This is a genomic window from Tolypothrix bouteillei VB521301, from assembly GCF_000760695.4.
GTDB lineage: Bacteria > Cyanobacteriota > Cyanobacteriia > Cyanobacteriales > Nostocaceae > Scytonema > Scytonema bouteillei_A.
Genome location: NZ_JHEG04000001.1, coordinates 6,234,936 through 6,254,982 on the forward strand (window position 1 = coordinate 6,234,936; position 20,047 = coordinate 6,254,982).

A 20,047-nucleotide genomic window follows, 5' to 3' on the forward strand; every position below is an offset into this window, starting at 1 on the left:
TGTTCGATTTTCCATCAATTTGATGTTTAAGGCAGGGACAAAAACCTGCCTTTTTTTTGACTGCAAAATTTCTGGATTTGTAGGGCTGATGGGCGCGATCTAGCGATCGCTTACGTTAAGGCTCTCTGTTCTCAATTAGCTCTAGCTAAGGAGCTGTTAGCGAAATATCAAATATCTAAACCTTGGACTGATAATTCAGGTGGATGTTCTACAGTAAATTGGTAATATATCTCTTGCTTTGCTTCAGGTGCTAGAGTCAAAACCCATTCCAATATTCCCATCTCACCTAATTGAATTTGCGGATTGCTGCGAGTAAGGCGGGGTTTGATTTGCTCGTTACGGCTCACCGGTAGTTGTTCGGTAAGTTTTAACAATATTTCTTGATGCAATAAGTTAGTAATTATAATCCGATAACCGTAAGTAATCCTGCGATTGTTACCTATTAACTTTTTATCGACCTGACGCTCAACTAACTCACGTTCGATGTTTAAACTTTCATCAATACCTAAGTTCAGTTTGAACTCTTGATCGGGTGCAGTATTTTTTAATCGAGTTGTTCCTACAAAAGTATTGTCACGAAAAATATTTGCTTTGCCTGCTAGTAAAGTTGCTCCATTTGTGCTGTTGCTTGCGTTTGCTTGTAAATAGGCAAAACTTACCAAACGGGGTGTGGCTACATACTCAAATTGACAGGGATAATCATCGTTGAAAATTGTCGTTTTATGAGGTGCGCCGTCACTGGGAATGTGACCGCTATTATTTAATTTAAAATTAACTGCACTTCCTTGTCTGGAAATTTCTGCTACCGCGCTTTCGGCGTCAACAAAGTTTTCTTGCGATCGCTCGGTGTCGTTATGATTATTTTCTGGAGTAGGTGATGCCATAGCGGCTCCCGGTGTCAGTCGGTGCATGGCTCTTGGACGCAAGAGATTTTCAGGGGGACTAGATACATCTATAAACCAAGGTTCTGGTTTGGGTGGAAGCGTTCCCAGCCCTGGTTTTGCTGTAGAGAGGGTTAAATCCACACAATTCCAATCTTCTCCAGTACTTTGGCTGACTTCTGCTAAGTAATTGAGGTTGAGGAAACGGCTGTTGGTATTGACCGTTAAATCGTAAAGTGGAACCCAGGTTGCACGACGAACGATGTAGGACACTTCTAATTCAAAATCACCCGCACCTTCCGGTTCTACCGCTACGGTCAAGCAAAAATTTTCTTGAGCGTGAGAAGTTTGAATTTGTTGTACCTGTTGGCGGAGAATTTCTAACTGCTTGTCTAGTTCTTGCTGTTGAACCTTATAATCTCCTGTTGCAATGGCATACTCAGCATATTGACTGCCTAAAAAGTTCAAGAAATCCAAAGTTTCGCTAGAACTGAGGTTTTTTCGTGACAAGCTCTGTGCGAAAGGTTCCTCTGTTTTCTCTCGCAAACCTTCTAAAAATTTAGATTGCAAATCTAAAGCATGAATTTGAGCTTCTAAAAAGCGGTATTCTGCTTCCATCTGTTGGATTTGCCCCTTCAATTGTACAAGCCGAGTCGTTGCTGGTTCGGATGAAAAGACTCTTTCTACGCTCACTTGTGATAGGCGTACCGCCACCTTACCCCTACCGCTTACCCTGACCGATTCTGCATCTAAAGTATCGGGTAATTTGTTAACGATTAATTCCCGTTCAAGCCCTGTAAGCGTTACAACACCCCTTCGTGTTACTAGAGCTCGGTCAGTGTAAACTGTCACTGCAACAATTTCAGTTTCTACTGCTGTCATATTATTAAATCGCGCTAAAACGAAGTAAATCAGGGTCAATCGGAGTAAAACTGTATTCATAACCATCAGAGCGATGAATAAGCTTTAAGTGTTTTTGATTGACTCCGATGCGACGTCTCCGTAAGGAGATACCCGAAGGGACGAGCGTTTGTATAGCCACGATTACGAACATCGTTAGGCTAAAAGAGGTTAGAAAACCGGATTTGGTATTACATTCCATTTCAAATAGAAATTTGAAATTTAAGAAAGATTGTGAACGACGGTTATCTATCGCTCCCTTTGCACGGTGAAGGAGAGGATCGAAAAACCCGTCGAACTAGGTTACGAGATTTTAAACCTCTGCTTTCAGTTCGCCTTCATTGACCACAGCGTAACTAAAGTCAAGAGTTCGATCTGAAAATTGCTTTGCAGATTCTAGCAAATACTCAAAATAAGTACGAGCGACGATGGATAACTGTTTTCCTGTAGGGTAAACCATGTACCAATTCCGTAGAATGGGAAAATTTTCCACATCCAAAACAGTTAAATCTTTGTTCTCAATCAGGGTATGTCGGGAGAGAACGGAAATTCCCAAACCACCTGCGATCGCGTGTTTTATCGCCTCATTACTTCCCAATTCTAGTTTGACTTTTACTGTCACACCATGCTCATCAAATAACTTCTGTACGGCTCGCCGCGTACCCGAACCCGGTTCGCGCATAATAAAAGGTTCCTCAGCCAGACGTTGAATGGGAATATTCGTTTCACCTGCTAAAGGATGATTGATTGGTGCTAGAACAACGAGAGGATTACTTAAAAAAGGTTGATAACTGACATCCAAATGTTCGGGTACTTGGCTCATGATGTACAAGTCATCTTGATTCCCGACCATGCGTTCTAGAATGCCTTCATGATTTGTCACTTGCAGAGAAATATCAATCCCAGGATAGAGTTGACAAAACGGACCCAATAACCTTGGAATAAAATATTTTGCTGTAGTGATGACAGCCAGACGCAATTGTCCTCGCTTCAGCCCTTTTAAATCCGCCACTTTCATTTCAAATTGAGAGATTGTCTCAAAAATTTGCCGACAGGTGGCGAAGAGTTCCCGTCCTGCTTCCGTCAAATATAAACGCTTTCCTACTTGCTCAAATAATGGCAATCCCACCGATTTTGTAAGTTGTTTGATCTGCATGGAGACGGTGGGCTGGGTAAGAAATAGTTCTTCAGCAGCACGAGTGAAGCTCCCATGACGAGCTGCAGCCTCGAACACCTTCAACTGGTGCAGCGTTGCTTGGTTCAAGGGGTATTCTCCTCTAATAACAACAATAGATATAAATCTAGTATCACTGAATACTTATGATTAATACAGCATTCTTATAGTAAAAGTTATGAGTGATATGTATAGATAAAAATTTATCCCTGTTATTAGAAGATCGGTATTTTCTTATAGATAAGAACAGCTATTATCAAAGTTAGTCACAAACATTAAGACCCCTTCCAACCAAGGCAGCACACCTTGATGGTAGTCAACTCAGTTATGAGTTTTGTCATTTATCATTTGTCATTCGTAAAATCAAAGGATTCATGACAAACTCTTAACTTTTTTGTTTCCAATTACTCCTCTATAACTTTCACGGGTAACTCCAAAAGTTCTGCTTCTCCTACTTGTTCTAAATCTGGTAACTCCAAAAGTTCTGCTTCTCCTACTTGTTCTAAATTTGGTAATTCCAAAAGTTCTGCTTCTCCTACTTGTTCCTTGAAACTGATTGGCAAATTCAAAGGCTGACGTTCCTCTACCCAACAACTCGCCACTGGTAGGGTTTCCTCCAACTCATCTAGTGGTCTGGGAATAACCATGACTGCATTTAATTCCCCAATACGTTCTGCTTCATACATCCCAACTTCTACTGCTACGGCTACATTCGCAACAGACCCTCGAATAATAGCGGTACACAAACCCGCACCAATTTTTTCATAGGCTGCTAATTGTACATCAGCCGCTTTGAGCATTGCATCCGCAGCCCCCACCATTGCTGGAAAACCCCGCGTTTCTACCAAACCTATGGCTAGGTTGCTCAAGCGACTGTAGCTATCTCCTTGTGAAAGTACGCTAAAGCGTTTGGAAATAGGTAGTATCACTTCCAAATTAGGGAAGGGTCGAGGAATCACCAGGCTAGAAACTTGCTGGTGCATTTGTTCGCCAACTTGAACCCCAGTCTCTACCGCCAAACGTACATCAGCGATCGCACCTCTAACAATAGCAGTACAATAACCGCCGCCTATTTTTTCATATCCTACTAGGTGAACCCCAGCAGATTTCAGCATATTATCTGCTATGCCCACTATTGCCGGAAAACTTTCAGTAGAAACTAGTCCTAAGGCAGTATCTTTGAAGTCATTTTGACGGTATGATGCCTGCATTTTCTTTGTCAATCTTTGATTATATGGGTCTTTGTGAATAGTCTATTGTGAGTTGTGCTTTCATTGCTTGCACACAACAACTAGAACTTCTTCAGCGTGACCGTCATGTACTACTAGGGTAGCTCAAGGATTTTTTTTGTGGGGGAACAATGTAATCATCAGCTGTTGTATATTTTGTTGCCCGTAAATAAAAGTACCAGTACCCGTTGATGAATTGGTAGAAGTTTCTTCTGTAGTGGTAGGGGCAGGGGAATCAGGATTGGCTGGCGGTTGCTCTAACTCCGTACTACTAGAACTTGAAGGACTTGCAGACAGTTGTGGCTCTTCTGTATCACCAATCAGTTCGGCTCCTAAAGTCATGCGGCGGCTGCTATCTCCAATAACTGACCCAGGCGCAACAACTTGTCCGGAGTCAACAGAACAATTGAAAACAGTTGTTGCTGCTCCTATACAGGCATTTGCTCCTATTTTCCCTTGTCCAACCATTAGGAAACCAGCCCCAAGGTTTGCGCCTGCTCCCACCTCCAGGATTCCTTCATGAACTTGGAGAATAGACCCCATGCCAATACAGACCCCCGAACCAATAATAATTTTGCTGTTTGGAGCCGCTTGAAGTATCACACCAGGTGCAATAACAGCACTTGGATGAATAATCACCTCGCCACCAATATAAGAATCAAAGCTATCCCTCAGGCGCAGTGGTGGCACTGACATGGTAACTGTAACCTCTAAAATTTTGCTTCGAGGGGGAGTGGAGAAGAGTGAGAGATTGGGGGAAGATGAAGTAGAATTTCCTCCCTTATCTACCTTGTCCCCCTTGTCCCGCTATCTCCTCGTCCCCCAAACTACGGACGTTGAATAATCACCTCTGCCACACGACGCTTGCCTTTGGGGTCAATACCAACCAAGCGCACGTATTCTCCTGGATACTCTGCAAGGAAAGCTTCCAATGCTGCTGCTGCTTGTGATGCGGAGTTAGCCTCAATTTGTCCGCAGCTAGACCAAGAACCAATGCGGAATCGACGTTGATCTACGTGTTCGGCACTAATTTTGTACCCACTAGCAATGAGATGTCGCAGCTGGTCGAGAGCTTCAGAACTTAAACGAGTACTGGTTGCTGATGAGGTTGGTGTGGAGTAACTTGAGGAGGAGGAGTAGCTTGAGGAAGATGCACTAGAGCCTGAACTCGAGGAGCTAATTGAAGAAACTGGATCGCCCGGTCTTTGAATGATGGTTTCTAGCACCCGACGCTTGGCTTTGGGGTCAATCCCAATCAGCCGCACGTATTCACCTTGGTGACTGCTCATGCATTCTTCTAACGCAGCAACTACCTCTGTTGTACTTGTTGCACTTACGGGGGTACAGCTTTGCCAAGAACCCGTGCGGAAGCGCCGCTCATCTACGTGTTCCATGCCAATTTTATAACCTTGGTTTAATAACTGGCTGATTTGCTGTGTAATGTCACCGTTGATTTTGTTGCTACTACTAGTGCTCGTACCGTTGCTGTTACCGTTACCGTTGTAGCTGCTATTGCTTGTTGATGTAGGGGCTTTAAAAGTAGAAGATGTGCTTGCTACTCCATCGGGACGCTGTATTATCGTTTCTAACACGCGCCGTCTGCCATTGGGGTCAATCCCAAACAGGCGTACATATTCTCCCGAGTGATCGCTCAGACAACCTTCCAAAAGTGCGATCGCATCCCTCACCGATCTCGCTTCTATAGGTTGACAACTTTGCCAAGAGCCTGTACGGAAACGTCTTTGATCCACATGCTCCGTGCCAATTTTGTACCCTTGCTCCAACAGGTAGCGTACCTGTTCTACTGTTTCAGCACCCAAGCTACTGCTCGCCACGTCATTACTCCTTTCTAAACCGTTAACACCGTTGCTTGTATAAGATTTATCTAACTCGTCTCTAACTCTTCTAATACACTTACTATCTGCGGCACAAAGATAGCCAGACCGTAAAGCCTGATTAATACCTACAACATGATGGGCAAAATGCTTATCTTGGTCTTGCACATCAGGCAAGCGGTCTGCTTGTTGCTGAGTAGTAATAATTGCTCCAGAAGGTACGTATTTGCCAGGAGGAATTTCCACATCTTGGATCAAAGCGTGCATCATGACAATGCAACCAGCCCCTACCCGAGCGTTAAAGACTGTTGAGCGAAAGCCGATAAAGCAGCTGTCTCCAACATAGGCGGGTCCGTGAATGAGAGCCATATGAGTAATAGACGCATTGCTACCAATCCATACTGAATACTCATTCTGGTCGTCACCAATGACCCGTCCTTGTTCCAATCCATGAACAACAACACCATCCTGCAGGTTAGTATTCTCACCTATATAAAAAGGTGTACCCTCATCTGCCCGAACAGAAGTGCTTGGTGCAACAATCACATTAGCACCGACACGTACATCTCCAATAATGTTAGAAAATGGGTGTACAAAGGCACTTTCATGGATTTTTGGTTCAGATAAACTTCTCGACCACGGGGTAGGGGGTGCCGCCGTGCTGGTAACTGCCATTGCGCTTATTCCTCCTCTAATTGTGTTAATCGCTAATTGCTAATTGTTAGTTGCTAATTGATAATCGCTAATTGTTAAGCGCTAATTGTTCCATCAGCCATTAGCCATTAGCCATTAGCCCTTCCTTGTTCGCCAGTCGCCAGGGCGCGGGAAACCCGCCTGCAGCGCTGGACTCACTATTAGCCATTAGCAACTACCTATACTGATCTTTTTTGCTGTAAATCAGCCGCTCTTCTACGTGGACTGTATCAATGATTGCCACGACGGCTGCATCTACAGGACGTTGCTCATTTCCTAGAATTTGACGGGCAGCACTGCCACGACAAACCAGTACCCACTCATCTACTCCAGCACCCACACTATCAGCTGCTACCTCGTATTCTTGCTGAATACGCCCTTCTTCATCTACTAATTGCAACAGCAGTAGTTTGACACCCCTCAGACTTGGATCTTTTTGCGTGCTCACTACTGTGCCGCGAACTTTTGCAATTTGCATTACGCGTTATGGTCTTCTACCACCAAAGGGACGAATCGCATTAACATTTTCGCGGAATTGCTCTACATCTTCGGTGTATCGAATAGGTAGAACATACTCCAAGTTTTCGTGAGGACGAGCAATGATGTGTGTAGACAAAACTTGTCCGCCATTGACTCGCTTTACGGATTCCACTCCAGCAGAAACAGAAGCTTGTACTTCCGAAACATCCCCCCGAACAATAACTGTTACACGACCACTTCCAATTTTCTCATAGCCTACCAAGGTTACACGAGCTGCTTTGACCATTGCGTCTGCTGCTTCTACAACCGCCGGAAAGCCCAGCGTTTCAACCATTCCTACTGCAATTGACATGAATTTTGTTCCTCTATGCTTAAAAAATGAACACAAAACTTATCGACAAGAAATCATCGCCGATAAAATTTTAGATTTTGGATTGAAGGTTCTAAATTTCAGACCTAACGTCTATGCTGTTGACCAACTTGCTCCTGAGCTTAGCCCCGCATTTCACCAACCCAGCTTCTTTGAGTTTAGTCTACAAGATATCAGTCTTTGGATTACCCCAAGACCGCACTGCTCTAGACAACGCAGTAACTCCAAAATCTCAAATCCCCCAATCCAAAATTTACTCATCCAAAATTCCTAAGTTCGGAATTGCTCCACTGCTTCGGTGTAGCGGATGGGCAAGACGTATTCTAGGTTTTCATGGGGACGGGCAATAATGTGAGTGGATACAACCTCACCGCCATTGACTCTTCTGGCTGCTTCAACTCCCGCAGCAACTGAAGCTTGTACTTCAGATACATCTCCGCGAACGATTACAGTAACCCGAGCACTGCCGATTTTTTCATACCCTACTAAAGTGACGCGAGCGGCTTTCACCATCGCATCTGCGGCTTCCACTACTGCTGGAAACCCCTTTGTTTCAATCATCCCAACTGCAATTGGCATCGCAGAACTCCTGAATAAGTTAGTGCAATATGTACTGAAGAACCGAAAATTTAGACGGGGATGCTGATCTTGACACTGAAAAGCATATCCAAATCAAGCATAGAAAAGCTTTGCACCCCTGGCAATATAAATTACCATAATAGTTTGTAATAAAAAAGTTTTAAAAAACTTAACATAAATTAAGGGGTGGATTTTGCTCAACTGAACTTCACAGATTCCTAGAGCAGCCACTTCTGCTTTATAATTTTTTTATGACATTGGCTAAAACAAGTTCATACAAGCGGAAATTCCATCCCAAGAGGAATGACAAAAAACTCAACGAGTTCTTCTACTGTCCTTCCTCGCTTTTTGCTAGCCATGTAAAAACGTATGAAGAAAATATATAAGTTTTACTTATCTACCTTATAAACCGGGTTTTTGTCATTAGCAATTCCAATTTTGCTAACGAAGGTGAGAACGGGTAGAAAACTTATGTTTTTTTAGGGGCTTTACTCTTTTTTTGTATCTTAGAGGTAGAAAATGAGAAAGTTGTATTAGAAGAATCCATTTAGAATTGTCCGAGATGGTCGGGGATTAAAGCAATTTTATCAAAGCATAAAAACATTGTTTTCTCAGGAATCTTTAGATGAACCAGTCTCTGTTTTCAACCAGTTGGTGGATACCTTTTTATGGGTTAATAGGTGCGCTTTTAACCTTACCGTGGGCAATGGGGCTTGTTAAACGTACAGGACCCAGACCTGCCGCTTATTTTAACCTGTTGACAACTGTTGTAGCTTTTGTTCACAGCCTGCTGGTCTTTATAGATATTTGGAATAGGGAACCAGAAAATTTTGTCATTACCTGGTTTAAGGCTGTAGATTTTGACTTGTCCTTTGCTTTGGAGATTTCTCCTGTTAGCGTTGGCGCAACAGTTATGATCGGTGGCTTGAGCTTGCTGGCTCAAATTTATGCCCTAGGTTATATGGAGAAAGACTGGGCATTAGCGCGTTTCTTTGCCTTAATGGGATTTTTTGAAGCAGCACTGAATGGGTTAGCTATCAGCGATTCCTTATTTCTCAGTTATGCCCTCTTAGAAATGCTGACTCTTTCCACCTACTTGTTGGTTGGTTTCTGGTACGCACAACCTTTGGTAGTCACAGCTGCGCGAGATGCATTTTTTACTAAGAGAGTGGGAGACTTACTGCTACTGATGGGAGTTGTAACACTTTCCACCATAGCAGGAAGCTTAAATTTCTCAGATTTGTATGAATGGGCGCAAACGGCTGAGTTAAGCCCCCTCGCATCAACTTTATTGGGTTTGGCATTAATAGCCGGACCTGCTGGTAAATGCGCTCAGTTCCCCCTACATCTGTGGTTGGATGAAGCCATGGAAGGTCCCAACCCAGCTTCGGTGATGCGGAACTCAATGGTGGTCGCTGGTGGAGCTTACATACTGTACAAACTACAGCCTCTGCTGGCACTATCTCCAGTTGCTCTAAACGCTTTAATTATTATGGGTACGGTGACAGCGGTGGGTGCATCGTTGGTATCTATTGCCCAAATTGACATTAAGCGAGCGCTATCCCATTCCACAAGTGCATACATGGGGTTGGCATTTTTAGCAGTCGGGATGGAACAAGGGGGTGTCGCCCTGATGTTGCTATTTACTCATGCCATTGCCAAAGCACTGCTATTTATGAGTTCAGGGTCAGTTATATTTACTACCAGTACGCAAGACCTGACAGAAATGGGTGGCTTGTGGTCGAGGATGCCAGCAACCACCACTGCCTTTGTTGTTGGTTCAGCAGGTATGGTAACGCTGCTACCGTTGGGAAGCTTTTGGGCAATGTTAGGTTGGGCTGATGGTTTAGCTTTGGTTAGCCCCTGGGTGATTGGAATTTTAGTACTGGTTAATGGTTTAACAGCATTAAATTTAACAAGAGTCTTTCGGTTAGTCTTTTGGGGGGAAGCGCAACCAAAAACCCGTCGTGCTCCAGAAGTTGGTTGGCCAATGGCATTTCCAATGGTGGCACTAACCACAGTCACTTTGTTAGTTCCTCTCATGCTACAGCAATGGTACTTACTACCAGATTGGCAAAGCATAAATTGGTACATAGTAGCTATCTTATTGTCTTCTAGCTTAGTAGGAGTGACTATCGGGTCGAGTATTTACCTGCACAAAGCTTGGTCAAGATCTAGAGTTTTGGGATGGAGATTTGTACAAGACTTACTGGGTTATGACTTTTACATTGACAGAATTTATCGAGTCACAGTCGTAAGTGCAGTCGCGTTGCTGTCTAGATTTTCTGCTTGGAGCGATCGCTATTTAGTTGATGGTTTCATCAACTTAGTAGGATTTGCGACGATATTTAGCGGGCAATCTTTAAAGTATAGTGTATCGGGTCGTTCGCAAGGTTATTTGTTGACCATTGTCATTGGTGTCAGTATTTTTGGTTTTCTCATTAGCTGGTCATTAGGTTTGTTAAAAATTGGTTAGTTGTTAGTTGTTAGTTAATGATTCTTAACGACTAATTAAAAACCACCAACCACTAACCACCAACCACTAACATTATGCTCAGTACTCTCATTTTGTTGCCATTGCTAGGTGCGGCATTAATCAGTTTTTTACCTTTTGGGATGACTCCAAAAGCCAGTAAGAGGTTGGCTTTGGTTATTGCCAGTGTAAGTTTCATTTGGACGTTGGTACTGGCTAGTTTGTTTAACCTCTCCGAGGTTAATCAACAATTCACCGAGTTTTTGCCTTGGATAGAGAGTCTCGGTTTAAACTATCGTCTGGGAATAGATGGTTTGTCATTACCATTGCTGCTTCTCAACGGGTTGCTAACAGGTATTGCCATCTACAGTAGCGATCCAGAAATTAGTCGTCCTCGCTTTTACTACTCCTTACTCCTACTTTTAAATACAGGAGTGAGTGGCGCTTTTATTGCACAGGATTTACTGCTGTTTTTCCTGTTTTATGAAATAGAACTCATTCCCCTATACCTACTTATAGCTATTTGGGGTGGAGAAAAACGAGGCTACGCAGCTACTAAATTTCTTATATACACGGCTGTTTCTGGAATCGTCATTTTAGCGAGTTTTCTCGGTATCGTTTGGCTGAGCGGTTCTTCTAGCTTTGCATTAGATGCCATAAATACCCAATCTTTAACGTTGGAAACTCAAGTTCTTTTGCTGTTAGGAATCTTAATTGGTTTTGGCATCAAAATTCCCTTAGTTCCCTTACACACTTGGTTACCCGATGCTCACGTTGAAGCTTCCACACCTGTTTCAGTCCTATTAGCAGGGGTACTGCTGAAACTGGGAACTTATGGTTTGCTGAGATTTGGAATGAACTTATTGCCAGAGGCTTGGCATTATTTAGCCCCCGCATTGGCAACTTGGGCGGTCTTGAGCGTACTTTACGGATCATCTTGTGCGATCGCCCAAAAAGATATGAAGAAGATGGTGGCATATAGTTCCATAGGGCACATGGGCTACGTGCTTCTAGCAGCAGCAGCAGCAACACCGCTCAGTATTTTAGGAACTATGTTGCAAATGATCAGCCACGGGCTGATTTCTGCGCTTTTGTTCTTACTTGTGGGAATTGTCTATAAAAAAGCTGGTAGCCGTGACTTAGATACTCTCCGAGGGCTGCTCAATCCCGAACGAGGAATGCCAGTGATTGGGAGTTTGATGGTTTTAGGAGTCATGGCAAGTTCTGGTATACCTGGTATGGTTGGGTTTATTTCAGAATTCATCATCTTCCGCAGTAGTTTTGCTGTTTTCCCAATCCAAACCCTTATATCCATGATTGGTACTGGCTTAACAGCTGTTTACTTCTTGCTGCTTACAAACCGTGCTTTTTTTGGACGCTTATCCCCACAGGTTTCAAATTTACCTCGGGTTTCTTGGGCAGAACGAGCGCCTGCAGTTGTATTAGCAGTACTGATTGTGATTTATGGTATCCAACCCAATTGGTTAGCACGTTGGAGTGAACCGACAATCGCAGCAATGATAGCTGCACCGAGTCCTGTTGCCACAGTATCTGCTAAGGACTAGAGACTCGGGATAGGGGACAAGGGAGACAAGAGAGACTTTTACTCTTGCGCTACCCCCCTATCCTTCTCTACCCCCTATCCAAATCCCTCCATTTCTAGGAGTTAATCAAACATGGTAAGCATGAAAAACAAACCTAGTAAGAATTACCCATTATTTGAGTATATTGAACGGTTGGAAGCAGGAGGTGCATTGCTTCCAGATAATCCTGAAAATTTACTGGAAGTTGTTGGTATTCTGAAAAGTTACGGTGTCGTTTTAGATGCCTACTCTAAGAATCTTATTTACATTGCCGAAAATCAATTTTTGGTATTTTTTCCGTTTTTTAAATACTTTAATAATGAATTCTCTGTTAATAAATTACTAAAACATTGGTGGCACGATCGCATTAATTTTGAATATGCTGAATATTGCATGAAAGCAATGCTTTGGCATGGTGGTGGTGGGCTAGATGAATATTTAGATACAGAAGAATTTCAAGACAGAGCGCGAGCTGTTATTAGAGCAAAATTTAAAAACAATCCCTTAATGTTGGGGATAAACGAATTATTTCCCGATTTCCTAATTGAACAAATGCGTGTTTTTTCTTACTACAGCGCATTGGGTCAATTCTGGCGTGTCATGGCTGATATCTTCCTCTCTTTATCTGACCTTTATGACGAAGGAAAAATCAAATCTATTCCTGAAGTTGTAGACCATATCAAAGCGGGGTTGGTGGCAGATGCTAAAAGACCAATTACTTACTCAGTCAAAATTCGAGATAAGATTTACGATGTTATACCTGCTTCTATTGGTTTGACATTCCTAGCAGATACAGCCATACCTTATGTAGAAGCTGTCTTTTTCCGAGGTACACCCTTCCTCGGTACAGTTTCATATAATGCCCAAGCTTATCAAATTTCACCCGATCAAGCTCGCTTTCAGTATGGCGCGTTATATGCAGATCCTTTGCCAATCGGAGGTGCAGGTATTCCTCCTACCTTGCTAATGCAGGATATGCGTCACTATCTCCCAGAGTATTTGCACGAAGTTTATCGTGGCAGTCGCAGGGGGGAAGATGATTTGCGGGTACAAATATGTATGAGTTTCCAGAAGTCCATGTTCTGCGTAACGACCGCAGCCATTTTAGGGCTTATGCCTTATCCTGTGGATACTACAGATCCAGATGAGCAGCAAACCAATCGCGTGTATTTGCAACAGTGGCTCGATCGGCTCAAGACTTCACGATTGCTTGAAGTTAATGAAGAAGCCAATTTTTGTCCGGTAGCCCTACCTCAAAAGGTGTGATGAAAGCAGAAGTAGGATAGGCAGTATACTACCCAGCCCTGTTAAGGTGGAGCGAAACTTCAGGAAATAAGAGCTTTCTCACCTCGTACCTCTGCGTCCTCTGCATCTCATTAGTTTTAAACCTTGTTCCGGTGGCTCCACCACCGGAACGAGAAGACAGCAAAGACGTTACCTTCTGCTCTCTGCCTTTCTTCCAGTTAAAGCTTTGTACGGTCTGTCAAAATTTCGTAGCCCGTCTCCGTTACCAATACGGTGTGCTCGAATTGAGCCGATAGAGAATTATCAACTGTGACAGCGGTCCAACGGTCTGATAAGATGCGCGTAAACTTAGACCCAGCATTCAAAATTGGCTCAATTGCCAGTGTCATTCCAGCACGTAGTTTGACGTTTGGCATATCGCGAGTGCGGAAATTAAATACGGAAGGTTCTTCGTGTAAATTACGACCAACACCGTGTCCGGTAAAATCTTCTACTACACAAAAGTTATTAGCTTTGACGTGATCTTCTATCGCGCCCGCAATATCCATGAGGTAGTTTCCTGCTTTGACTTGTTCAATGCCTTTATAAAGAGCTTCTTCAGCAACACGAATCAAGCGTGCAGCTTCTGGAGTGACTTCACCAACAGCAATTGTAATGCAAGAATCGCCATGAAAACCTTGATAATAAGCACCGGTATCGACTTTTAAGACATCTCCAGCACGAATAACTTTTTTTGCACTGGGTATACCGTGTACAACTTCATTATTAATACTGGAACAAATGGAACCTTTAAAACCGTGGTAACCTTTGAAACTAGGCGTTGCACCCATTTCCCGGATGCGCTTTTCAGCATGAGCATCTAAGTCGGCTGTGGTCATCCCTGGTTGGACCAACTCGGAAATTTCTTTCAGCACGGTTGCCACTATTTTTGCGGATTGCCGCATAATTTCTATTTCACGCGGGGATTTGAGTTCAATTCCGCGACGCTGTCTTTTTTCTGTTTGACGGTTGCTTTGAGCTGGTTGAGAGAGCAGGTGACTGAGAATGTTCATGAGAATTGTTTTTTGCGCCTAGTGCCAACGTGTCAATGATTCTTCTATCTATTGAGAAACATTACTTATATTTCTAGGTTAGCTTATTGTAGATGTTACCGTTCAGCAGATATGATAATTTCGCCTGTCATTCCTGCTTCCGTATGTCCCGTTATCGGACAGCGCAAACTATATGTTCCGAGCTTTAGCGGTACAAAAAACCATTCTGCTTCTGCTTTTGGTTTCAGTTCGAGTTCGTGAATAGCTCCTTTTATTTCTACGTTACCTGCTTCCACTTTTTGCGTCCATATACTATCGGCGAAATCCTTAGCTGTAAAATAGTGTTTTTGGGTACTGGGATTTATCAGTCGAAGTTTGTAACGTTTTCCCGCTTCAAATTCTAGGTGGTTTGGTTCAAATTGCAATTCATTAGTAGAAGTACCCAGGCTAATTGTAGTTTCTATGACTGGTTGCTTTAGTATATTTTGAAAATCTGCTGCCTCTACTGAAGCAGTCGTTGCTATAAGAAGGCATAGAAGTGCGATCGCTAGAATAACTCTCATAATTTTGTAATTTTTTTTATAGATATTATGAGTGATTAGTCCCTCATTTCCAGGCTGAGCCTGAGAACGAGGGACCAAAAACCGAGCTCGCGAGCATCGGTGGCTCTCACTAATTACTGTGGGGTCCTGCTGTGACTACAATAATTTTATCTGGGTAGAGTAACTCACGAGCGGCTTGATTCACTTCTTCGATGGACACTGCTTGAATTTTTGCCGTGAAAGAGCGCAATTCTTCTTTATCTAACCCGTAGACCTCGTTCATCAAAATTCTATTGACTAATTCCTCTGGATTTGCTAAAGAAACCGTGTAATTGCCGATCAAATTTCGTTTAGCTGTCTCTATTTCCTCAGCCGTAACACCTTGTTGGTGGATTTGTTGCAACAGTTCGCGGGTTCTAGCAATGGCTTGACGGGTATCTTCCGGGCTAGTTTGCATTTCAATTAAAAATGTTCCAGAATTTTTCCCTGCTAAAAAGTTGCTGTAAATTCCGTAGGTTAAACCTTGGCGATCGCGCACTTCTGACCCCAATCGGCTCGATAAGGTATCGCCTCCTAAAATTTGATTTAACACCAACGCTGCGTAGAATCGGGGATCTTTACGGTTAATCCCTTGATTACCCATATAAGTAATGGCTTGAGCTTTACCGGGAAGAATGGGGTTAATGCTCACCACTTTTTCCGGTAGAGATACCTTTGGATATGTTAATTCTGGTGGTTGACCGATGGTATTCCAATTCCCCAATTCTTGTGCAATCAGCGCTTCTACTTCAGTGACTGAAAAATTCCCTAAGAGTGCGAGAACTGTTGTATCCGGGCGGTAGTGTTTTTCCTTAAATTCAACAACATCTTGACGTTTCAGGAGCCGCAGACTTTTTTCTGTAGGAAATTTGTGTAATGGGTGTTTTTCCGGATAAAGAGATTGAACAAATGTTCTTTCTGCAACCTCAGAAGGGTCATCTAACTCTTGCTTTAAGGCAATGAGTGCTTGTTTGCGGCTGAGTTCTAACTCTTTGACTGGAAATGTTGCATTTTTAACAGTATCTGCTAATGTTTGTACTAAAACTGGCAAATCTGATGCTAGAGCGCTCCCCTCAACCCGCACACCTTCACGGAATGTTTCAAAATCCAAACTCGCTCCTCTATCGTCTAAAACTTTAGCGAGGGTTAAAGCATCTTTTGTTTTGGTTCCATTCATTAAGTTTTCTGCTACGAGAGATGCAAGCCCTGCTTTATTGTGAGGATCGAATTCTTTACCTGCTTTAATGTAACCACTGAGAGTGACTGTAGGTGAACTGGGGTCGGCAAAAAGTAATACTCGCAGACCATTTGGTAATGTGAATTGTTCTGGCAATACCTCAGAGACGGCTGTCTGGGCGATTTCTTCGGGGGAATCAACAGGTGGTAAATATTTTGTGACTTCTTCCTTCGTTGCTGATGATTCTGATGAGAAATTTTCCGCTACAAGATTGGAGTTTTGCGAGCTGCTTTTGTCTTTTCTTTTTCCTTTGGCTTGAGTTGGTTCAAAAAATCCCACTACACAGACTTTTGGTTGGAGGTATTTTGTTGCAACACGCCGTACATCTGCTGTTGTCACCTGGCGCACGGCTGCTAAATAGCGCTCCGTGTATTTATAATCACCAGCCGTTGTCTCATCATTACCGAGTTGCATTCCTTGACTGGTAATATCTCGGTTACCCAGAATCAGAGATGCTTCTAACTGTGCTTTGGCTCGATTGACTTCTTCTGATGTAACTCCTTTGTTCATCAGTTCGGCGATCGCACCTTTTAGCAAAGAATCAATTTTTTTCAGGTCTTGATTTGGAGAAGCTGTCACTGATAATTCATACCAGCCTCCTGCTAGCAAACTCACAACCGATGCTGAAACATCATTCGCCCAACCCGATTCCACCAGTGTTTGATAGAGGCGTGCATTTCGTCCATCAGTCAAAATATAGTCCATCACATCGAGAGCAGGAACATCAGGATGATTGACATCCGGTAAGGGATAGACTGCGTGTAGTAGTGCGGCTGCTCCCGGTTCTTGAAGAATGATGGGATTGGGGGATTGGGGGCGTTTGGGTTGTGAAGTTTGGGGAAAGTTGCTAGGAGGGTTTCCCTCTGCAGCCAACTTTCCAAGACCGATTTTGGATTGGGAACTGCTAGGTATTTTCCCAAATATTTCTTTAACTAAATTTAAAGTTGGTTCGGTTTGGAAATCACCAACAATGACTAATACAGCATTATCGGGGCTGTAAAAGTTTTGATAGTATTTCTTCACCTGTTTTGTTTGAAACTTTTGCACGTCATCTTTAGTACCACCTACAGGTAAACCATAGGGATGGTTGGGAAACAAAGCCTGCATAACAGCACGGCTCAATCTGTATTCTGGTTCGTTTTCGTACCCTTGAAGTTCGGAAATAACAACCCGCTTTTCGCTAGCTAGTTGCGGGTTATCAATAACAGAATTTTGCATTCTGTCTGCTTCTAGTACTAATAAAGCTTTGAGTTTATCGCGTTCTGCTGTGTTGTAATACGCCGTTTGGTCGTGGCTTGTGAAAGCATTGGAGTCACTACCTAAAGCGCTAAATAATCTGCCAAATTGAATGGGACGATTTTTTGTCCCCCTAAAGAGCATGTGCTCCAACTGGTGAGCAATGCCATTCAAGCCGGATTCTTCGTTCCGCGAGCCCACTTTGTACCAAACTTGTACGGTCACAACTGGGTTAGAGTGGACTTCTTTTGTTAAAACAGTCAGTCCATTTTGCAGCAACGTCTTTTGGACATTTTCTGTCACTGACGAAGATAATGTTTCTCTAGAAATGCTTTGGGGTGTACTTACCAATGTATTTTCTTGTGTCAGTTGGCTGAAAGCTGTATCATTACCAAGGAAAAGCACTGTAATTAAAACACTCAATAGTAAAACGTGAAAACGATATCGATAGAATTTCGGCAACACACTCATATATTCTATTAATATATCTGTAACTTGGGTTACAGATTTGTAGACTATATTCTAATCTCTCTCTCAATGTTATTGCTTTAACAAAATGGTAGAGAGTTAAATATTCTACTTGCAAAAAATAGGAAGTACAACTAGGTGAGTGTGGTTAAAACACGAATAAATTCTAAAGGTAAACCATCTGTATCCGCAATAAAAGTTACTTCATAAATATGATTTCCAATTTGTTGTTGTGTTGGTTCTAACAAAACTTTCAGTGGTTGTAACATTTCGGAGTTACTTTGCGCCCCGTTAGTAAAACGTTCTTTTAAATCTGTTAGCCAACTTGGCAAATCTGGTGTAATATCTGTTACGTCAAAAGATAGGTGATAATACCCGACATAATGCTCATCTTCAAAAGCATCGGGAGCTGGTTTGGGTTGGGGTATTTGGATCAGTTCGATTCTCCCTCCTAGCCCTTCCATCCAGCAAGCTAGGGTATAACCCGTGGTGAAGCGTTCGCAAACTGTAAAGCCGAGTTGTTCGTAGAAGGCGATCGCTCTATAAATATTTGCGGTACGAATAGAGGCGTGGTGCATTATGAGTTATTGGTAGCGATCGGTGGTTAGTTGTTAGTTGTTAGCAGTAAAAACCACTATCGACTCACAACTAACCACCAACCATTATTCAAACAATCGGAAATAAGGATAGCGGACTGGGACACCGGGTTCTTTTTCCAAGTCAAAATTAATGACTTCCCAACAGGGTTCTTCAGACGCTTCGGGGCTAAACTCTACAGGTAAACCGTAAAGTCGAGCTGATGTTGTTTCCGATTGTCCGGAACGCCAAGGGGTGCTACGTTCTAAGTAGCCACTCATCAATTCTTGATAGCGTCTAGCAATGATGACCCTTGTTGCTCGGTAGCCTTGGGTATACAGCTTGTCTAGTGCTTCATGAATTTCAAACCGAATGCCATCGGGATGTGTATGTTGGCGATACCATTCACCATTCCACCTGCGCCAATGACGCCCTGATTGTAAATGGATTAACTCTCCATTTTTAGGATTTGCTTCAAAAGCGCCATGCCGGGGGCATAAATATGTATCTGTTAGTGTCAAAGCCGGGATTGTTTGACGGCAGTGGGGACACTGAATTTCGGGACCAAATATAGGGTACTGCAAGCCTGGGTTCATCATGAAGTGCTCAAAAACATATATTTGTCTTTACCTATAGAGTTGTTTTTTTTTACACTTCCGCTCCACCTCATTTGGGTATTGATTGAGTGCTACCTTTTATATTAGGTTCTACACCGTGATATTCTAAAATTTTGCAACCTACTTTAAGGTTGGAGTTCCTTCAGATTACCTGAGTACCCTACTTAATATTCTATCGTGTCTATCGCATCCTACTGGTCTAACCCCGATCTTTCTCAAGCAGCTTTTGTCGCTGCCAATGCAGTGGTTATAGGTTCGGTCACAGTAGGAGTGGATGCGAGCATTTGGTATGGAGCAGTTATTAGAGGAGATGTAGAACGCATAGAAATTGGCGAATGTACCAACATTCAGGATGGGGCGGTGTTGCATGGCGATCCCGGTCAGCCAACTATTTTAGAAGATCGTGTCACCGTAGGGCATCGGGCTGTGGTACACTCCGCCTACATTGAACGTGGCAGTTTGATTGGCATTGGCGCGATCGTTTTAGATGGAGTGCGTGTAGGTACAGGTAGCATTATTGGAGCAGGTGCTGTCGTTACAAAGGATGTACCTCCTTTGTCTCTTGTTTTAGGTGTTCCTGGTAAAGTTATACGTCAAATTTCCGAAGCCGAAGCAGCAAACCTTATCGAACACGCTGAGCGTTACAAAAAGTTAGCTTTAGTTCATGCGGGGAAGGCGACAGGGGGCTGGGGAGATTAGAAGGACGAGGGGGACAAGGGAGAAACGGACGTCATGGGGGAGACTAACTACTGCCCGGTACATGACCTTAATGAAAATTGTAAATATTTTTTACACAATATTTGAGAAAAGTTGACCACTTCAGATAAAAATAAAAATGAGAGCAGTTGATAAAACTTTA

Annotated in this window: 17 protein-coding genes; 4 read left to right on the plus strand and 13 right to left on the minus strand. The window is 43.0% G+C overall.

The genetic code is table 11. From position 1 onward, the window contains the following. Window positions 1–167: 167 nt before the first annotated feature. The 8 genes from HC643_RS25235 to HC643_RS25270 form a co-directional block, all read right to left on the minus strand. Complete coding sequence (locus HC643_RS25235) at window positions 168–1,763, minus strand: mucoidy inhibitor MuiA family protein (protein ID WP_038072402.1); 1,596 nt, start codon at window positions 1,761–1,763, stop codon at window positions 168–170. A 331-nt stretch (window positions 1,764–2,094) separates the two neighbouring features. Next, the gene (locus tag HC643_RS25240; RefSeq protein WP_038072385.1) at window positions 2,095–3,045 is read right to left on the minus strand and encodes a LysR family transcriptional regulator; all 951 of its coding nucleotides are present in this window, start codon (window positions 3,043–3,045) and stop codon (window positions 2,095–2,097) included. A gap of 314 nt (window positions 3,046–3,359) precedes the next feature. Then, the gene (locus HC643_RS25245; protein ID WP_082051584.1) at window positions 3,360–4,166 is read right to left on the minus strand and encodes a beta-carboxysome assembly protein CcmO; all 807 of its coding nucleotides are present in this window, start codon (window positions 4,164–4,166) and stop codon (window positions 3,360–3,362) included. Between the two features lie 123 nt (window positions 4,167–4,289). After that, complete coding sequence (locus HC643_RS25250; RefSeq protein WP_038072384.1) at window positions 4,290–4,880, minus strand: beta-carboxysome scaffolding protein CcmN; 591 nt, start codon at window positions 4,878–4,880, stop codon at window positions 4,290–4,292. Window positions 4,881–5,011: 131 nt separating this feature from the next. Then, on the minus strand, window positions 5,012–6,694 hold the full coding sequence (locus tag HC643_RS25255) for a beta-carboxysome scaffolding protein CcmM (protein WP_038072382.1): 1,683 nt from the start codon (window positions 6,692–6,694) through the stop codon (window positions 5,012–5,014). A gap of 193 nt (window positions 6,695–6,887) precedes the next feature. After that, window positions 6,888–7,190 (minus strand): beta-carboxysome shell vertex protein CcmL, encoded by a 303-nt coding sequence (locus tag HC643_RS25260; RefSeq protein WP_038072380.1) that lies wholly within the window; start codon window positions 7,188–7,190, stop codon window positions 6,888–6,890. Between the two features lie 6 nt (window positions 7,191–7,196). Next, on the minus strand, window positions 7,197–7,544 hold the full coding sequence (locus tag HC643_RS25265) for a carbon dioxide-concentrating mechanism protein CcmK (protein WP_017747342.1): 348 nt from the start codon (window positions 7,542–7,544) through the stop codon (window positions 7,197–7,199). Window positions 7,545–7,832: 288 nt separating this feature from the next. Continuing rightward, entirely contained in the window at window positions 7,833–8,141 is a 309-nt protein-coding gene (locus HC643_RS25270) for a carbon dioxide-concentrating mechanism protein CcmK (RefSeq protein ID WP_009457333.1), read from the minus strand. A 625-nt stretch (window positions 8,142–8,766) separates the two neighbouring features. On the opposite strand from HC643_RS25270, the gene HC643_RS25275 reads away from it, so the two are divergent. The 3 genes from HC643_RS25275 to HC643_RS25285 all read left to right on the plus strand — a co-directional run bounded on the left by HC643_RS25275 (window position 8,767) and on the right by HC643_RS25285 (window position 13,463). Then, window positions 8,767–10,617 carry an NAD(P)H-quinone oxidoreductase subunit F gene (locus tag HC643_RS25275; RefSeq protein WP_038072375.1) on the plus strand — a complete coding sequence of 617 codons (1,851 nt, stop codon included), beginning with the start codon at window positions 8,767–8,769 and terminating at the stop codon, window positions 10,615–10,617. A gap of 74 nt (window positions 10,618–10,691) precedes the next feature. Then, window positions 10,692–12,179, plus strand: a complete 1,488-nt coding sequence (locus HC643_RS25280; RefSeq protein ID WP_038072371.1) for an NADH-quinone oxidoreductase subunit M — start codon at window positions 10,692–10,694, stop codon at window positions 12,177–12,179. A gap of 111 nt (window positions 12,180–12,290) precedes the next feature. Then, window positions 12,291–13,463: a CO2 hydration protein gene (locus HC643_RS25285; RefSeq protein ID WP_038072368.1), complete on the plus strand. Its 1,173-nt coding sequence runs from the start codon at window positions 12,291–12,293 to the stop codon at window positions 13,461–13,463. Between the two features lie 197 nt (window positions 13,464–13,660). Here the strand turns inward: HC643_RS25285 and map are convergent, their stop codons facing one another. The 5 genes from map to HC643_RS25310 form a co-directional block, all read right to left on the minus strand. Next, window positions 13,661–14,494, minus strand: coding sequence for a type I methionyl aminopeptidase (gene map / locus HC643_RS25290; RefSeq protein ID WP_038072365.1), 834 nt, complete (start codon window positions 14,492–14,494; stop codon window positions 13,661–13,663). Between the two features lie 95 nt (window positions 14,495–14,589). Next, window positions 14,590–15,036 carry a cupredoxin domain-containing protein gene (locus HC643_RS25295; protein WP_050045174.1) on the minus strand — a complete coding sequence of 149 codons (447 nt, stop codon included), beginning with the start codon at window positions 15,034–15,036 and terminating at the stop codon, window positions 14,590–14,592. Between the two features lie 109 nt (window positions 15,037–15,145). Further along, window positions 15,146–17,998 carry a M16 family metallopeptidase gene (locus HC643_RS25300; protein ID WP_038072362.1) on the minus strand — a complete coding sequence of 951 codons (2,853 nt, stop codon included), beginning with the start codon at window positions 17,996–17,998 and terminating at the stop codon, window positions 15,146–15,148. Window positions 17,999–18,129: 131 nt separating this feature from the next. After that, on the minus strand, window positions 18,130–18,573 hold the full coding sequence (locus HC643_RS25305) for a VOC family protein (RefSeq protein WP_038072359.1): 444 nt from the start codon (window positions 18,571–18,573) through the stop codon (window positions 18,130–18,132). An 84-nt stretch (window positions 18,574–18,657) separates the two neighbouring features. Further along, complete coding sequence (locus tag HC643_RS25310; RefSeq protein ID WP_456320639.1) at window positions 18,658–19,167, minus strand: TIGR02652 family protein; 510 nt, start codon at window positions 19,165–19,167, stop codon at window positions 18,658–18,660. A 198-nt stretch (window positions 19,168–19,365) separates the two neighbouring features. On the opposite strand from HC643_RS25310, the gene HC643_RS25315 reads away from it, so the two are divergent. Then, window positions 19,366–19,887, plus strand: coding sequence for a gamma carbonic anhydrase family protein (locus HC643_RS25315; protein WP_038072353.1), 522 nt, complete (start codon window positions 19,366–19,368; stop codon window positions 19,885–19,887). Window positions 19,888–20,047: the final 160 nt, after the last annotated feature.

Coding starts and splice junctions, on each gene's coding strand:
- map (WP_038072365.1), bottom strand. CDS start 14,494: ATGAACATTCTCAGTCACCTGCTCTCTCAACCAGCTCAAAGCAACCGT.
- HC643_RS25295 (WP_050045174.1), bottom strand. CDS start 15,036: ATGAGAGTTATTCTAGCGATCGCACTTCTATGCCTTCTTATAGCAACG.
- HC643_RS25305 (WP_038072359.1), bottom strand. CDS start 18,573: ATGCACCACGCCTCTATTCGTACCGCAAATATTTATAGAGCGATCGCC.
- HC643_RS25300 (WP_038072362.1), bottom strand. CDS start 17,998: ATGAGTGTGTTGCCGAAATTCTATCGATATCGTTTTCACGTTTTACTA.
- HC643_RS25280 (WP_038072371.1), top strand. CDS start 10,692: ATGCTCAGTACTCTCATTTTGTTGCCATTGCTAGGTGCGGCATTAATC.
- HC643_RS25310 (WP_456320639.1), bottom strand. CDS start 19,167: ATGAACCCAGGCTTGCAGTACCCTATATTTGGTCCCGAAATTCAGTGT.
- HC643_RS25250 (WP_038072384.1), bottom strand. CDS start 4,880: ATGTCAGTGCCACCACTGCGCCTGAGGGATAGCTTTGATTCTTATATT.
- HC643_RS25265 (WP_017747342.1), bottom strand. CDS start 7,544: ATGTCAATTGCAGTAGGAATGGTTGAAACGCTGGGCTTTCCGGCGGTT.
- HC643_RS25235 (WP_038072402.1), bottom strand. CDS start 1,763: ATGACAGCAGTAGAAACTGAAATTGTTGCAGTGACAGTTTACACTGAC.
- HC643_RS25270 (WP_009457333.1), bottom strand. CDS start 8,141: ATGCCAATTGCAGTTGGGATGATTGAAACAAAGGGGTTTCCAGCAGTA.
- HC643_RS25285 (WP_038072368.1), top strand. CDS start 12,291: ATGGTAAGCATGAAAAACAAACCTAGTAAGAATTACCCATTATTTGAG.
- HC643_RS25255 (WP_038072382.1), bottom strand. CDS start 6,694: ATGGCAGTTACCAGCACGGCGGCACCCCCTACCCCGTGGTCGAGAAGT.
- HC643_RS25260 (WP_038072380.1), bottom strand. CDS start 7,190: ATGCAAATTGCAAAAGTTCGCGGCACAGTAGTGAGCACGCAAAAAGAT.
- HC643_RS25275 (WP_038072375.1), top strand. CDS start 8,767: ATGAACCAGTCTCTGTTTTCAACCAGTTGGTGGATACCTTTTTATGGG.
- HC643_RS25245 (WP_082051584.1), bottom strand. CDS start 4,166: ATGCAGGCATCATACCGTCAAAATGACTTCAAAGATACTGCCTTAGGA.